General features: G+C 67.1%; 11 protein-coding genes. 1 reads left to right on the forward strand and 10 read right to left on the reverse strand.

Annotated features, from left to right (window positions below):
• Position 1: 1 nt before the first annotated feature.
• Both leuS and ACIQ51_RS09145 read right to left on the reverse strand, forming a co-directional pair.
• Positions 2–2,434 (reverse strand): leucine--tRNA ligase, encoded by a 2,433-nt coding sequence (leuS, locus tag ACIQ51_RS09140; RefSeq protein WP_396204733.1) that lies wholly within the window; start codon positions 2,432–2,434, stop codon positions 2–4.
• Between the two features lie 154 nt (positions 2,435–2,588).
• Complete coding sequence (locus ACIQ51_RS09145; RefSeq protein WP_396204734.1) at positions 2,589–3,632, reverse strand: N(4)-(beta-N-acetylglucosaminyl)-L-asparaginase; 1,044 nt, start codon at positions 3,630–3,632, stop codon at positions 2,589–2,591.
• Between the two features lie 228 nt (positions 3,633–3,860).
• On the opposite strand from ACIQ51_RS09145, the gene ACIQ51_RS09150 reads away from it, so the two are divergent.
• Entirely contained in the window at positions 3,861–6,800 is a 2,940-nt protein-coding gene (locus ACIQ51_RS09150) for a beta strand repeat-containing protein (protein WP_396204735.1), read from the forward strand.
• Positions 6,801–6,819: 19 nt separating this feature from the next.
• Here ACIQ51_RS09150 and dacB read toward each other — a convergent pair whose 3' ends face one another.
• The 8 genes from dacB to ctaD form a co-directional block, all read right to left on the reverse strand.
• Positions 6,820–8,508 (reverse strand): D-alanyl-D-alanine carboxypeptidase/D-alanyl-D-alanine-endopeptidase, encoded by a 1,689-nt coding sequence (gene dacB / locus ACIQ51_RS09155; protein ID WP_396204736.1) that lies wholly within the window; start codon positions 8,506–8,508, stop codon positions 6,820–6,822.
• 4 nt (positions 8,509–8,512) lie between these two features.
• Positions 8,513–9,706 carry an acyltransferase family protein gene (locus tag ACIQ51_RS09160; RefSeq protein WP_396204737.1) on the reverse strand — a complete coding sequence of 398 codons (1,194 nt, stop codon included), beginning with the start codon at positions 9,704–9,706 and terminating at the stop codon, positions 8,513–8,515.
• Positions 9,703–10,323, reverse strand: coding sequence for a hypothetical protein (locus tag ACIQ51_RS09165; protein ID WP_396204738.1), 621 nt, complete (start codon positions 10,321–10,323; stop codon positions 9,703–9,705). Before ACIQ51_RS09165 ends, ACIQ51_RS09160 begins: the two co-directional genes overlap by 4 nt.
• A 130-nt stretch (positions 10,324–10,453) precedes the next feature.
• A complete protein-coding gene (locus ACIQ51_RS09170) occupies positions 10,454–11,143 on the reverse strand; it encodes a hypothetical protein (RefSeq protein WP_396204739.1) in 690 nt (229 codons plus the stop codon).
• Positions 11,140–12,045 (reverse strand): cytochrome c oxidase assembly protein, encoded by a 906-nt coding sequence (locus ACIQ51_RS09175; protein WP_396204740.1) that lies wholly within the window; start codon positions 12,043–12,045, stop codon positions 11,140–11,142. The genes ACIQ51_RS09170 and ACIQ51_RS09175 overlap by 4 nt, the downstream gene beginning before the upstream one ends.
• Before the next feature lie 243 nt (positions 12,046–12,288).
• Positions 12,289–12,621: a cytochrome C oxidase subunit IV family protein gene (locus ACIQ51_RS09180; RefSeq protein ID WP_396204741.1), complete on the reverse strand. Its 333-nt coding sequence runs from the start codon at positions 12,619–12,621 to the stop codon at positions 12,289–12,291.
• A 4-nt stretch (positions 12,622–12,625) separates the two neighbouring features.
• The gene (locus tag ACIQ51_RS09185) at positions 12,626–13,318 is read right to left on the reverse strand and encodes a heme-copper oxidase subunit III (protein ID WP_396204742.1); all 693 of its coding nucleotides are present in this window, start codon (positions 13,316–13,318) and stop codon (positions 12,626–12,628) included.
• Between the two features lies 1 nt (position 13,319).
• Positions 13,320–15,175 (reverse strand): cytochrome c oxidase subunit I (gene ctaD / locus ACIQ51_RS09190; protein ID WP_396204743.1); only part of this gene is annotated, 1,856 nt, incomplete at its 5' end.

The raw sequence follows: 15,175 nt of genomic DNA on the forward strand, positions 1-15,175 counted from the left end.
CTCACACCACGATGTTCAGCAATCGCTTGGGCACGAAGATGACCTTTTTCGGTTCGGCGGCGATGAACTTCGCGATCCCGTCCTCGGCCTGGGCCAACGCGAGGGCCTCGTCCTGGGTGATGGTGAGCGGCACCCGGAGCTTCCCGCGCACCTTGCCGTTGACCTGCACCACCAGGTCCACCTCGTCGTCCACGAGCATCGCCGGGTCGAACACCGGCCAGCCGGCGTCGAAGACGCTGGTGGTGTGGCCGAGGGTCTCCCAGCACTCTTCGGCGAGATGCGGCGCATACGCGGCCACCAGCGGCACGAGCGGGAGCACTTCATCCCGGTGCGGCGTGCGTTCCCCGCGGCGCACGGCGTTCATGTACTCCATCATCGCCGCGATGGCGGTGTTGTAGCCGAGGTTCGCCGTGTCCTCGCCAACCTTCTTGATGGTGCGATGCAGCTTGCGCAGCACGTCGGCGTCGGGCGCGCCTTCGGTCGTCGCGTCACGCACCGACGCCCAGAGACGATCGAGGAAGCGACGCACGCCGCTGATCCCCTGATCGCGGAAGTCGCCGCCTTCCTCGTACGGCCCGAGGAACATGAGGTACATCCGGAACGCGTCGGCGCCCCACTCCTCCATGTACACGTCGGGGTTGATCACGTTGCCCTTCGACTTCGACATCTTCGCGCCTTCGCGGATGATCATGCCATGCGCGCGAAAGCGCGTGAACGGCTCTTCGAAGTCGATGTGCCCGCCATCCTTCATCACCATCGTGATGAAGCGCGAATAGAGCAGATGCAACACGGCGTGTTCGTTGCCGCCGATGTAGGAGTTCACCGGCAGCCACGTCGTGGTGCGCTCACGGTCGAACGGTACGTCGTCGCGCGTGGCGCTCGGATAGCGCAGGAAGTACCAGGCGCTGTCGAGGAAGGTGTCACTCACGTCGGTTTCGCGCCGTGCGGACGTGCCGCACGTGGGGCACGGCACGCGGTACCACTCCTCGTGGCGCGCGAGGGGGGAGATGCCGCTGTCGTCCGGCTTGAAGTCCGGAATGAACGGCAGCTCGACCGGCAGCTGGTCCTCCGGCACGGGCACCGCCCCGCAGGCATCGCAGTAGATGATCGGAATGGGCGGGCCCCAGTAGCGCTGCCGCGAGATGCACCAGTCGTGCAGGCGGTAGTTGGTGACCGGCGTGGCGTGCCCCTGTTCGGCAAGCCACGCGGTGACCTTGCGCTTGGCATCCTGGACGGGGAGTCCGTCGAACGACCCGGAATTCACGAGGCGGCCGTGATCGTCGTCGGTGTAGGCGGCATCCCCCAGCGGCGTATCGCCCTGATCGTCGGGGCCAGCCACCACACGGACGATCGGCAGACCGAACACCTGCGCGAACTCGAAGTCGCGCTCGTCGTGTCCTGGCACGGCCATGATCGCGCCCGTGCCGTACTCCATGAGCACGTAATCGGCGATCCACACGGGGATCTGCTGTCCCGTGGCGGGGTTGACGGCGTACGACCCGGTGAAGACGCCGGTCTTGTCCTTCGTGCTCTTGCGGGAGATCAGATCCTGCTTCGTGGTCGCGTCTTGGTACGCACGCACCGCCTCGCGCTGGACGTCGGTGGTGAGGGTGGTCACGAGCGGATGCTCGGGCGCGAGCACGAGGTACGTGGCGCCGTAGATCGTGTCAGCGCGGGTGGTGAACACGGTCACACGCGCGTCGTGACCGGCGAGCGAGAACGTGAGCTGGGCACCCTCCGACTTGCCGATCCAGTTGCGCTGCGCCTGCTTGGTGACCGCCGACCAGTCGAGCCAGTCGAGGTTCTGCAGCAGCCGCGGGGCGTACTCGGAGATCTTGAAGAACCACTGCTCGAGGAAGCGCTGCTCGACGGCGGTGCTGCACCGCTCACACTGGCCGTCCTCGACCTGCTCGTTGGCGAGCACGGTCTTGCACGACGGGCACCAATTCACGGCGGCGGCCTTCTTGTACGCGAGCCCCTGCTTGAGGAGCTGCAGGAAGACCCATTGGGTCCACTTGTAGTAGTCGGGGCGCGAGGTGTCGACCTTCTGGTTCCAGTCCACCATGAAGCCGGCGCGCCCGAGCTGTCGCGTGAAGTTCGCGACATTCTTCGGGGTGAGCTCCATGGGGTGCGCACCGATCTTGAGCGCGTAGTTCTCGGAGTGGATCCCGAACGCGTCGAAGCCGAGGGGCTGGAACACGTCGTGACCCATCTGCCGGTGGAAGCGCGCGGAGATGTCGCTGCCGGTGAAGGCAAAGAGGTTCCCCACGTGCAGCCCTTCGGCGCTCGGGTAGGGGAACATCATCAGCGCGTAGAAGGGGCGCGCGGGGTTGGCGAGGTTCGCGGTGTTGGTGCCGCGTTCGGTCCAGCGCTGCTGCCACTTGGGCTCTACGGCCGCGGGCGCGTACGGGGTCGGGGCGTCGGTCTCGTGCATCCGTGGAAGGTAACCGATTTTGTTGCGCGGACTTCGGTGCGGGGCTCGGGGCGGGGGCCGTACGGGGCGCGCGTCTCGATGACCTGCACGCCCCCCCGAAGCGGCGACCGGCCCAGGGGCTCGCCCCGCCCCCCAAATCACGCCGAACCGAACGTCAGCGCCGGTACAGGAACGCCGCCGGCTCGAGGCGCGGGCCCTTCTCGTCGCAGACCGCGAACTTGCCCCCCGAGTACAGGGTGGCGCCGCCGAAGCGCCCGTCCTTGGTGAGCGCGTAAAACTCGAGGTCGAAGCGCGGGCGCCCGCCGGGACCCAACAGGCGCGCTTCGGTCATCGCCACCACCCGCTCCAGCGCCTTGAGACAGGCGGCTTCGGGGGCCAGCCCATTCCGCATGAACTCCACGATCAGGAAGCTCGCACACGTCTTGATATTGGCCTCGCCGCGCCCCGTGCTTCCCGCCGCGCCCACGAGATTGTCGCAGTACTGCCCCGCGCCCACGATCGGCGAGTCCCCGATGCGCCCCGGCACCTTCCACGCCATGCCGCTCGTGGTGGTTACCGAGCCCAAATCACCGGTGACGTTGACCGCGTTCATGTTGATCGTGCCCGTGGTGAACTTGATCTTGATGTCATCGTTGTGGTCGAGCCACGCATCGTTCGCGTTGAGGCGCGACTTCCAGCGCATCCAGTCCTGTCGCGATTTCTCCGTGAGCAGGTTCTGCTCCTTGAAGCCCATGGCGCGTGCGAACCGCGTGGCCCCTTCACCGACCAGCATCACGTGGTCGGTGTAGTCCATGACCGCCTTCGCCACCAGCGACGGCGTGGCGATCCCCTCAATGCATGCCACCGACCCCGCCCGGCGCGTGGGGCCGTGCATGCACGACGCGTCCAGCTGGACCACGCCTTCCTCATTCGGGAGGCCCCCCAGCCCCACCGACTGGTCGTCCGGATCAAGCTCCTGGATGTTGACCCCCGCAATGGCCGCGTCGAGCGGGTCCTCGCCGGCTAGCATCCGGTCGTAGGCCACCTTCACGCCACGGATGCCGTTGGACGACGACACCACGCACGGGCGCCCGCGAAACCCCGGCGGTGACAGGACCGGCGACAGGGCCGGGGCCTCCGCCGAGGCGAGGCGCGGGACGAACCCCGCCGCCGACAGCACGGCAGAACGCTCGAGGAACTCGCGACGGGACAAGGACACAGGACGACTCCGGAACAAGGAGGGTACGGCAGTGAGGGTGGCAGACACATGTTACGCCCGTCGGGCGGTAGTGGCGAGGCTGACGATGGCGCAGGCCGCGCGCGATCTGTATGCTCTAGAAGGCCGGCCTGGTGCCCGTGAGTGGCGACCACACGGCAACCGACGTGGCTCAGGCATCCGCTGTGATCATGCCGGCACCATCGGCACTCTCCCCGCACCCCTCCGTTCATGGCTCCCGTTCGTTCGCAGGCGCAGTGGCTGGTACGTGCCGGTTCATCGATCGTGGTCCTCGCCGCCGCGCTGGGCGTGGGAGCATGCGGGGGCGAGAGCGGGAGTGGTGGCGGCGGGGTGACCCCGCCGCCGGCGCCCGTGGTGCGCAGCGTGACGGTGACGCCGTCCACCACCACCGTGCGCGTGGGGGACTCGCAGACGCTCAGTGCCCTCGTGGATGCCAGCGCGGGGGCGGCCACCACCGTCACCTGGAGCTCGGAAGCGCCCAGCGTGGCGACCGTATCGCCGACCGGCGTGGTCACCGGTGTGGGAGGCGGCACCGCCACCATCCGCGCGGCCAGCACGGTCAACAGCGCCGTGAGCGGGATCGCGTTGATCGTCGTACAACCGACGCGTACGCTCGCGGTGAGCCCGAGCCTCATCAACATCGGCACCAACCAGACGGCACAATTGACCGCCACCGTGCAGATCGAGCCCGCGCTCTCCACGGCCGTGCAGTGGCGCACCGCCAACCCCGCCGTTGCCACCGTCAGCGCGACCGGCTTGGTCAGCGGCGTGGCCCTAGGCAGCACCCAGATCACCGCCGTCTCCCAGGGCGACACCACACTGCGTGCCTCGACCACCGTGAACGTGACGCAGGTCGTGCGGGCGGTGGCGGTCACCCCCGCGGCCGCCACGCTCAACATCAACAATGCGCAGCAGCTCACCGCCACCGTTACGGCCGACGCCGGCCTGGCCACCACCATTACCTGGCGATCCGCCAGCCCGGCGGTGGCGACGGTCAACGGCAGCGGGCTGGTCACCGCCGTCGGGGTGGGCACCGCCAACATCTTGGCCATCTCTACCGCCGACACCACGCGGCGCGCCACCAGTGTGATCACCGTGGCACCGCGCACCACGACGGTGCGGATCTCCGAGCGCACCGTGGCAGTGAATCCCGGCACGGGCACGTCGCTCACCACGACGATCGTGGCGGATCCGGGCGTGAACACCACGCTCGACTGGACGTCGAGCGCCCCACAGGTGGCCTCCGTCTCGGCGTCGGGCGCCGTCACCGGCCTTTCGGTGGGCACCACCCTCATCACCGCCGCGGTGCGTGCTGACCCGACACGCCGCGACACCCTCACCGTGCGGGTGGTGCCGCGGCTCGGCGCCACCTGGACCGCCTCCCGGCTCACCGGGGCCCTGTACGAAGACGTGGTCTCGATCGTGGCCCCTGATGCCGGCAGCAGCTTTGCCGTCAACTCGGTGGGGAACGTCTATCGATGGAACGGCACGGCGTGGGCGCTGTCCGCGGCGGGGAGTGCCTTCAACACGACGTTCTACGCCGTGCATGCGTCGTCCGGGAGCAACGTGATCGCCGTGGGCGCCAACGGCGTGATCGCGCGCTTCAACGGGACCTCGTGGAGCGCGATGTCGTCGGGTACCACGCGCGCGCTGTACAGTGTGTGGGTCGAAAACGGCACCACCGCATGGGCCGCCGGAGCGAACGGCACGGTGTTGCGCCTCGCCACGTCCACGTGGAGTGCGGAGAATGCCGGAACCACCCGGGCACTCAATGCGATCTGGAGCGGCGACAACGTGGTGGTGGCAGCGGGGGCCGACGGGACGGTGCTGCGCCGCGTGGGGAGCAGCTGGAGCCTCGCGTCGGTACCCACCACCGAGGACCTGTTCGGTGTGCACGGCGTGTCGGCCACCGATGTCGTGGCCGTGGGCAATAGCGGCACCATCCTGCGCTTCAACGGCACGGCGTGGAGCCTCGTGCCCCCCAGCGGCGTCACTGGCAGCTTCTACGCGATTGGTGGCGCGCCGGCCGACGCGGGGCGGCGCTTCCTCGCGGGAGACGCCGGCGTGTCGCGGCTCGATGGCACCACGCTCACCGCGGTCAGCACTCCCTACGCGCCGCGCATGTACGGCGTCACCCTCGACGCGGCCGGCACGGTCTGGGCCGCGGGGCAACGCGGGGCCGTGCTGCGCAGCGGTGCCCCGTGGACCACCAACAATCTCGCACCAGATCTGCTCGACGTGTGGAGCGTGTCGCCGACGGTGTCGTATGCGGTGGGCGAGTTCGGCTTCGTGTATCGCTGGACCAACGGCGCGTGGACACGACTCGTGACCCCCACGACGGCACACCTCAACACCGTGTGGGCGCCCACGGCCACCGACGCCTTCGTGGGCGGCGTGGACGGCACGATGCTGCGCTGGAACGGCACCACCTGGACCACGATGACGGTGCCCACCACGGCGTCGATCACCGCCATCTGGGGTGCCGCCGCAAACAACGTGTTCGCCACCACACGGGCGGGGGAGATCCTCCGCTTCAACGGCACGACCTGGTCACTCGCCCAGTCGCACGGCAGCCCGCTCTGGTCGGTCTTCGGCGCCTCGGCGACCGACGTGATGGTGTCGGGGGAGAACGGCAGTGTGCTGCGCCTGAGCGGTACAACGTGGACGGCGTTGCCGGTGCCGGCGGGGAGCGGCACCCTCGCGGGCCTGTGGCTCACGGGCGCGACCAACGTGTTGACCGTTGGCGCCACGGTAAGCGGCAGCAACGGCGCCGCCTACCGTTTCGACGGCGCCAATTGGAGTGGGCTGCAGGTGGGAAGCCCGCGCGTGCTCACGTCACTCTGGGGGCCGAGCGTGAACGATCTGTTCGTGACCGGCGCCGACGGACTGCTGCTGCGCTTCAACGGCAGCACGTGGAGTCCGATCGCCACGGAAACCACGGACCTGCTGTGGGGGCTCACCGCATCGCCCGATGCGACCGGTGCCGCGTTTGCCGTGGGGCAAAACGGCACCGTGGTGGCCGGGACGAACGGCGCCGGGTTTGCAGCGGCGGCGTTGCGGACAGACGGCGCCCCATCGCTCGAACCAGGGACCGCGCGGTGGCGGCGCAGCCCCGCGCCCAGCGGCGACGCACGGCGGCGACGGCGCTGAGGCGGGATAACCCCGCCCATCACTCCCGCGAGAAGGCCGCCATCGTCGGGCCCATGGCGTCGATCGTCTCGCGCGCGTGCCAGCGGTCCTTGCCATTGTACAGGAACGCGAAGGCGAGAATCTCGCCGTTCTCCGCGGTCACGTAACCCGCGAGGCCGATCACGTCATTCGTCGTGCCCGTCTTCGCGTGCAGGTTGCCTTGCGCCGGGGTAGCGCGCATGCGGTTGCGCAGCAGTTCCGATTCCCCGGCCACCGGGAGCGACGCATGGAACGCGCTCCCCCACGGCGCACGATGGGAATGATCGAGCAGTTGGACGAGTGAACGCGGCGTCACGCGGTCGAGCACCGACAAGCCACTCCCGTCGGTCGCGCTCACGGCGTCGCCCGGGAGTTTCACCTGCTTCGTGAGGAAGGTGCGCAGCGTTGCGCCGGCCGTTTCCGCCGAGCCTACGACCTTTTTCTCGGGTCCGCGCGCGGCGTTGCGATAGAGCATCTCCGCGTAGTGGTTGATGCTCTCCCGGTTCATGGCGCTCACCAGACGCGCCAGCGGCGGCGACGGGAGTCTGGTGAGCAGCGTGGCGTTGTCGGGAGTGCGCCCCACACGGGTCTCGCCGTCCACTGTCACGCCCGCTGATTCGAGCGCCGCCTTGAACGCTCCTGCGGTGAACGTCACGGGATCGCCGACCACCAATTGGTAGCGCGCCGTACCGGCCCGCGCACCGATCGTGCCCGATACCACGACGCGGTCGTCACCAATGCGTCGGGCGCTGATCCGTGTACCGCTGCCAGACACCGTGCGCACCGTATTGGTCAGGGTGAGGCCCCGGGTGGCTGGTTCGAGGAACACCTGCGCCGCACCACCCGACTTGCCGGGCGCCACCCCCACGATCACAATGTTCTCATTGAGCGAGAGCGCCGAGAAGGGGGCGGCATAGCCCGCGCCGGCATAGCGCGTGAGCCATCCCTCGGGGATGCGCCGCGATTCGAAGGCCGAGGCGTCGGCGATCAGGTTCCCGGTCACGCGACGAATGCCGGCACCGGCAGTGAACTGCGCCAGCAGCATCATCGGCGCGCTCGGGCCACCGCGCACGAAGCGCGGTGACAGCGACGGGTCCCCATCACCGCGCAGCACAAGATTTCCCTTGAGCGTGCCCGAACCGTCCACGGTGCCGTCGCGCAGTACGTCGGTGCTGAACACATGCTCGGCGCCCAGCTTTTCGAGCGCGATGGCAGCCGTAAACAGCTTCATCGTGCTCGCCGGCACGAGCTTGTCGTCGGCGCCACGTGCAAAGAGGGTGTCGCCGCGAGTGATGGAGACGACCATCGCGCCCCAGGCCCCGTTGCGCGTACGGCTCCCCAGCAGCGCAGCGAGATCGGCGGTGAGCGCCGTCGCGCCGCGCGGCGTGGTGTAGCGCAACACCGGCACGACCGGCGCACGACTTCGCCGCGAGGCGGCGCTGGCGACACGCTTCGAGCGCTTCTTGGGTGGGGCCTTCTTCGTGGGCCGCTTCGTCTTTCGCTTTTTCGCCTGCATCGGCGCCACCGCGACAGACAACGGCGCGGTGAGCGAAGACGCGGTGAGCGCGGACGTGGTGGACGCGCCGGCTGCGACCGGCGGGACAATCGGCGCAGCCAGCAGCATGGCCAGCGCCAACCCGCACGACGGCGACCACCCCTGTCGAACAGACGAGCGACCACGACGGATCATGACGTCAGACCTTGAGGACGAACCCACGCTTCCACGCGGCCCAGAGGACGAGGAACCAGAACGCTACGAAGCTGACGGCGTAGGCGAACGAGGCCTCCCGCGGCGGAAGCCATGTGGCGTACAGGGTGTGGTATACGAACCCCTGTGCCGAGGTCCGCGTTCCGCCGCCGGTGTCCCACGTCCAAATCGAGGCGATACACCGCGCCATCAGCCCCGACCCCAGGAAGGCCAGCATCGGATTGACGCCGTACACCAGAAACGGAAACGTCCAGCGCCGGAGCTGCATCACATCGATGAGCCACATGCACGTGGCGAGGGTGACCGCACCAATGCCCGCGGTGAACAGCACGTAGGAACTGGTCCAGATGTTCTTGTTGATCGGGAACACCCAGTGCCACATGGAACCGAGCATCATCGCCAGCGCGCCCACGGCGAACAACCCCGCGAGACGTTCGGTGAGCGCGCGCTGCTGCTGCGCGATCCACTTCCCGGCGAAGGTCCCACAGATCATGGTGCCCACGGCGGGCAGGGTGCTGAGCAAGCCTTCCGGATCCCACGTCTTGCCACCCACCCAGAGGTGGGTGGTGCCGAGCACCGTGCGGTCGAGCCATGCGCTCAACAGCTGGTCGGGTTTGTCGAGCACAAAGCGCCCCGGCACGCCGGTGTCGGGCACGGAAACGAGCGTCATGAGGGCCCAGTAGCCGAGCAACAGCGTGGTGAGGATCACCATCTGCTGGCGGATCGTCGTGCGCCACGTGAGCAGGCCACCGATCAGGTAGGCCACGCCGATGCGCTGCAGCACCCCCATCACGCGCCAGTGCTCAATCCGATCTACCACGCGCTCGGCGAACGACGCGCCGTCGAGGGCCGGCCCCCACGTGAAGAAGGGGAAGCCGGAGAGCAGGAACCCGAACAGAAAGATCAGCGCCCCGCGCCGGAGGATCTGCTGAAGAATGGCGCGTTCATCGTCGCCCCGCGCACGCCGGGCCCGGAGCGACAGCTCGGTGGTGATCCCCACGATGAACAGGAAGAACGGGAAGATCAGATCGGTGGGCGTCCACCCATGCCACGGGGCGTGTTGCAAGGGCGGATAGATCGCCGACCACGTGCCGGGGTTGTTGACCAGCAGCATGCCGGCCACCGTCATGCCTCGGAAGACATCGAGCGACTGCAAGCGCTCCGTCTTCACGCTCGTCACGTCGTGGCGCCCGTCGTGGCGCCCGTCGTGGCGCCGGCCGAGTCGCCGGCAGGGGCTGCGGGAGCGGCCGGGGTGCCGGGCGCCGTCTTCGCCGACGGCAGTCGCCAGCCCGTGGAGTCACAGCGCACGATGATCTGGCGCACCGGAGCGGCCTTTCCGTCGTGCTCACCACCCACGTAGTGACCGGCGAGCGTTACCGTGACCGTGTTGCCGTTGTCGGCATCCGCCCTGCCCTTGTAGACCACGAGCAGCGACGCATACGGACCGACCGAGGCGAGCTTCTCCTTGATCTGCTCCTGCGCCTTGGGATCGCTGCTGTAGAAGTACGTGGGGCCCTTGTTCTGCAGCACCTTGAAGCCGTCGTCGGGCACGGCGGAATCCGTACCGGCAGCGGACAAATAGCGCTGCGGATGCGGATTGGCCGTGGTGATGTAGTCGAGTACGGCGAGCCCCACCGGCGTGGTGTCCACGCTCGTGCAGGTTGGGCCTATCGTGGCCTGCTTGTTGCCGGACACGTTGTCATCCGAGGCCGCGTCGCCACCGCAGGCGGCAACGAGCAAGGCGGCAGGCACAACCCACGTGAGTGATGCGGCGAGCAGCGGGCGGGGACGGGTCATGGCAGGTAGCGGAAAAGGCCCATGGCTGACTGGTCGATACACCGAAGATGATCGTGAACGATCAGGGAGGCAACGCACGGTGGCACCCGGGTATCGGCGATGGCCGATACACACGAATGACGCTGCCGCGTCAGTCCCAGCCGGTGTCGATCTGTTCGGCCAGCGCGGCCAATGCCACGGTCCACCGGTCGCGCACCTGCGCGTCGGTCGCACCGTCGGGGATGCGCGAGTGCTCGACACTCACGGTGCAGCGCGCATTGCCCTGCCGCATGACCGCGACCCCCACGAGTGAGCCATCGGGGAAGGCGAGCCGGATGAATCGCGGCGCGAGCACGCTCACGATCTTGTAGAGCGGATCGGGGGCCCAGCCGCGCTTATCGAGGTCGTTGATTGCCCGAAAGATCGCGCTGGCAGGCACGTGGAAGATCCGCGACACGCGCACCGATCGACCAGCATCGGTGATGGGTGCCTGCACACGCGGTGCGTGCCGCGGTGTCGGCCGCAACGATGGGGCGGCGACGGGACGCGGCGCGCTGCGCTCCGCCTCGTCGCTGCCACTCGCACTGGTGTCCTCGGGCCGCTTACTCCACTTCGGCCGTCCCTTGTCGGCGCGCTGCTTCTCCGCCGCCTTCCAGTCGACGGCGCCGCGGGCGGACGTGCTCTTGCCCCCCGCACTCCGTCCGGCACCACGCTTGCCGGCTCCGGCCCGTGGCGACCCCTTGCCGCCCCCTGATCCGGCGCCGCCTTTGGGCGGGCCACCGCGTCCACGGTTACCGCCGCGGCTAGCGCCGCCGCCATTCCCGCCGCGTTCGCCACTCATGACTGGGCGCTCGGCACCCAGCCCACCTGCGCACTTTCCTCGGTGTCCTCACCGCGGTTGGACCACTTGAAGAACACCACGGTCATCACCGCGTAGAAGAAGACCCCGCCGGGGATCCACATGATGAGGCCCCCGTACTGCTGGTCCTGCATGGGGGTGATGCCCATGATGCGCGGCGCCGCGGCGTAGGCCGGGTAGAGCAGCGTGTCGGCCATCGCGATGTAGATCGAGATGATCGACATGGGAATCACCATGAGGAAGCAATACAGCATCTGCGCCGGATAGGCCGCCCGAGGCAGCTCGGGCAGTGGCGACATCAGTGGCCACCACATCAGCACCGAGGCCGCGATAAACATGAGATGCTGCCCAATGTGCACGCCGTGGTTGGCGAGGGCGAGGTTGTAGAGCGGCGGCAGGTGCCAGAAGGCGAGCACCACGTTGAAGGCCACAAAGCACCAGGTGACGCTCGTGAGCCTGCGGGCGGCGGCAAAGAGCGACGCACGGCGAAGCAGCGGGCGCAGCATCCATCCCGGAGTGCCGACGATCATCAGCGGCGGCACAACGAGCGTGAGAATGAGGTGCTGCACCATGTGCCCGCTGAACAGGTAGAAATCGCTCAGGTCGTGTAGCGGCCCGTTCAGCGTGAGAAACAGCAGCACCAGTGACGAGAAGTACGACAGGCGCTGCACAGGCGTGGGGCCGGCCGGCGCCGTGGCGGCATCGAGCTGGGCCGTCGTGGCAGTCTCGGCGGTCACTCCCACAGGGAAACGATCAGCAGCCGACGGGCCCTGACGTGCACGCCAGATATAGGCGGCCGCGAAGAGTGCGATGCCGATCGTCGTACTCGGATGCACCGAGAACTCGGACAACGAAAGGCGGGCGACGGGATGGAGCAGAAACATTCGTTAATTCTAGCGGGTGATCCGGAGAATTGAGACAACAGCGGCAGAGCTGAGCCGGAGAATCGACACGGCGCAGCATTGAGCCCGGATAGATGCGAGAGGTCAGTAACGCAGAAGGTGAGAAGCGAACCTACGTAGGTTCGCTTCTCACCTTTTGCGTTATTCCGCCTCGTCGCTATCCCGGCTGAGCGCTGAGGCGTGTCAGCGCTCAGGCGCCAGGGCTCAGTTCCCGGATCTCCGGTCTCAGTTCAGGAGGCCCAGTCGGATGACCAGCTTGCTGAACAGGAACAGCAGCCCGATCAGCGTGAGCCCCGCCACCATCAGCGGTCCCGAAAAGAGCGCCTTGAACAGCTTGTGGTCGTACTTCAGGTGCATGTAGTACGCGACCACGAGGAAGAACTTGAGCGCCGACATGCTGAGCATGCTCGGCACGTAGATCGCGCTCGTTTCCCACGCCGGGATGTAATACGCCGACACTTCGGCGATCGTGATGATCGTAAGGATCAGCGCAATCTTGCCGTACGTGGAGACGCCCGGGTGCTCGTGCGCGTGCGCGTCGGTATGGCTGGCCATCATCGCCTCACTTGATCAGGTAGATGAGCGGGAAGATCACGATCCAGACCACGTCGACGAAGTGCCAGTAGAGCGCCGAGATGTCCACCAACAGGGCATCCTTGGGCTCGAGCCCGCGCTTGTAGTCGATGGCGAGGAGCGTGAACAGCCACAGGACACCCACCGTCACGTGCGCGCCGTGGAAGCCGGTGAGGGTGAAGAAGCTCGAGCCGAACAGGTTCGTGCGGATCGTGAGCCCTTCATTGATGAACGACGTGAACTCGTACGCCTGGAAGCCGAGGAACACCGTGCCGAGGAGCGCGGTGGCCCACAGCCACAGCTTCGACGAGCCCTTGATCTTGTCCCACGTGGTGACCTTGGGCTGGTGCTTGGTCTGCACCGCGTTGAGCGCCATCACCATCGCCACCGACGACATGAGCAGGACGAACGTCGAGGCCGACGTGACCGGGATGTCGAGGATGGGCTTCACCACTTCGCCCGTGGACGGATTCGTCCACGGCTCGTGCGGGAAGGGCCCGTTGGGGCTGCGTCCCTTGTAGATCAGGTACGTCGAGATGAGCGACGCGAAGAGCATGCACTCGGAGCCGATGAAGGCCCAGATCGCAATCTTGCGGTTGTCCAGCCCGAGCGAGGTGTGGTGATGACCGCCGCCGTGCGCGTGGCCGTCACCGTGGGAGGTCGGAGCAGTGGTGGCAGTCATCTTAGTGGTGATCCTCGAGCGGCGTGAGCAGCCACTTGTACAGGGAGCCCACCCACCAGACGGTGCCGCCGAGCATGATGGCGACGCCCGTGGCGGTGCTCTTTTCCAGGAACATCAGGCCCGTGAACATCACGATGATGCCGGCAGCCGTGATGAGGGGCCAGATCGAAGGATTGGGCATGACGATGCCAAGCTCCTGCGACGTGGGGATGCGGCGCCCCTTCTCTTCCTCATACGTGGTCTCGTGCACGAGCTCCGCACCTTCCTTCTGGTTCCAGAGCGGATAGCGCGACTTGATCTGCGGCAGCTCGGCAAAGTTGTAGTCGGGCGGCGGCGAGGGGATGGCCCACTCGATCGTCGCGGCGCCCCACGGGTTACTCGACGCCATGGCGCCACCCTTCCAGCTCTTCCAGATGTTGATGAGGCCAAAGAGCGTGCCGATCATGAGGATCAGCGTGCCGACCGTCGACATCAGGTTGAAGATCTCAAAGCCCTGTCCCGCGTCGTACTGGTAGTAGCGGCGCGGCATGCCGAGGAGCCCGCTGAAGTGCATCGGGAAGAACGTGAGGTTCATGCCGACGAGCGAGATCCAGAAGTGCCAGTTGCCGAGCTTCTCCGAGAGGAAGCGGCCCGTGATCTTCGGGAAGTAGTAGTACGTGCCGGCGAAGATACCGAACACCGACCCGCCGTAGAGCACGTAGTGGAAGTGCGCCACGATGAAGTAGGTATCGGTCTGCTGCAGGTCGGCCGGCGGCGAGGAGTGCATCACGCCGGAGATACCGCCGATCGTGAAGAGACCCACCAGCGCCACGGCGAACTTCATGGCCACGGTGAAGCGGATCTGGCCGCCCCACATCGTGGCGATCCAGTTGAAGATCTTCACGCCCGTGGGGATCGCGATGAGCATCGTCGCGAGCGAGAACACGGAGTCGGCGATCGGACCCATCCCGACCGAGAACATGTGGTGCGCCCACACGCCGAAGCCGAGGAAGCCGATCAGGATACCCGAGTACACCATGACCGGGTACCCGAAGAGCGGCTTGCGCGAGAACGTCGGCAGGACTTCGGACACGAGGCCGAAGGCCGGCAGGATCAGGATGTACACCTCGGGGTGACCGAACACCCAGAAGAGGTGCTGCCAGAGCAGCGGGTCAGCGCCCTTGGCGATCGTGTAGAAGTTCGTGCCGAAGAAGCGGTCGAACTGCAGGAACACGAGCGCGACGGTGATCACCGGGAAGGCGAGCACCACCAGGAACTGCACCACGAACGACATCCACGTGAAGATCGGCATGCGCATGAGCGACATGCCGGGGGCCCGCATGTTGATGATCGTCGTGATGAAGTTGAAGCCGGCCGCGAGCGACGAGATGCCGAGGATCTGCAGACCCAGCACCCAGAAGTCCATGTTGACCTGCGGCGAGTACGCCTTGGTGCTCAGCGGGGCGTAACCGAACCAGCCACCATCGGGCGCGACCGAGAAGAAGATCGGGACCGTGATGAAGATGCCGCCCAGCAGGTAGATCCAGTACGAGAACGCGTTGAGGCGGGGGAACGCCACGTCACGCGCGCCGACCTGCAGCGGAATGAGGAAGTTGAAGAACGCCGCCGACAGAGGCATGACGGCGAGGAAGATCATCGTCGTGCCGTGCATCGTGAACAACTGGTTGTACATCTCCGCAGAGACGAGGGTGCCGTTGGGCACCGCCAGCTGGGCACGGATGACGGCGGCCTCGAGGCCACCGACGACGAAGAAGAACAGACCGGTAATGAGATAGAGCGCCCCGATGCGCTTGTGGTCCACCGTGGTGAGCCACGACCACAGCCCGGTATCAGCGGGTGCGGCCTTGGCCTGGGTGT

Source organism: Gemmatimonas sp. (genome assembly GCF_044344655.1).
In the GTDB taxonomy this organism is placed as follows: Bacteria; Gemmatimonadota; Gemmatimonadetes; order Gemmatimonadales; family Gemmatimonadaceae; genus Gemmatimonas.

Coding starts and splice junctions, on each gene's coding strand:
- leuS (WP_396204733.1), bottom strand. CDS start 2,434: ATGCACGAGACCGACGCCCCGACCCCGTACGCGCCCGCGGCCGTAGAG.
- ACIQ51_RS09150 (WP_396204735.1), top strand. CDS start 3,861: ATGGCTCCCGTTCGTTCGCAGGCGCAGTGGCTGGTACGTGCCGGTTCA.
- dacB (WP_396204736.1), bottom strand. CDS start 8,508: ATGATCCGTCGTGGTCGCTCGTCTGTTCGACAGGGGTGGTCGCCGTCG.
- ACIQ51_RS09165 (WP_396204738.1), bottom strand. CDS start 10,323: ATGACCCGTCCCCGCCCGCTGCTCGCCGCATCACTCACGTGGGTTGTG.
- ACIQ51_RS09170 (WP_396204739.1), bottom strand. CDS start 11,143: ATGAGTGGCGAACGCGGCGGGAATGGCGGCGGCGCTAGCCGCGGCGGT.
- ACIQ51_RS09175 (WP_396204740.1), bottom strand. CDS start 12,045: ATGTTTCTGCTCCATCCCGTCGCCCGCCTTTCGTTGTCCGAGTTCTCG.
- ACIQ51_RS09180 (WP_396204741.1), bottom strand. CDS start 12,621: ATGATGGCCAGCCATACCGACGCGCACGCGCACGAGCACCCGGGCGTC.
- ACIQ51_RS09185 (WP_396204742.1), bottom strand. CDS start 13,318: ATGACTGCCACCACTGCTCCGACCTCCCACGGTGACGGCCACGCGCAC.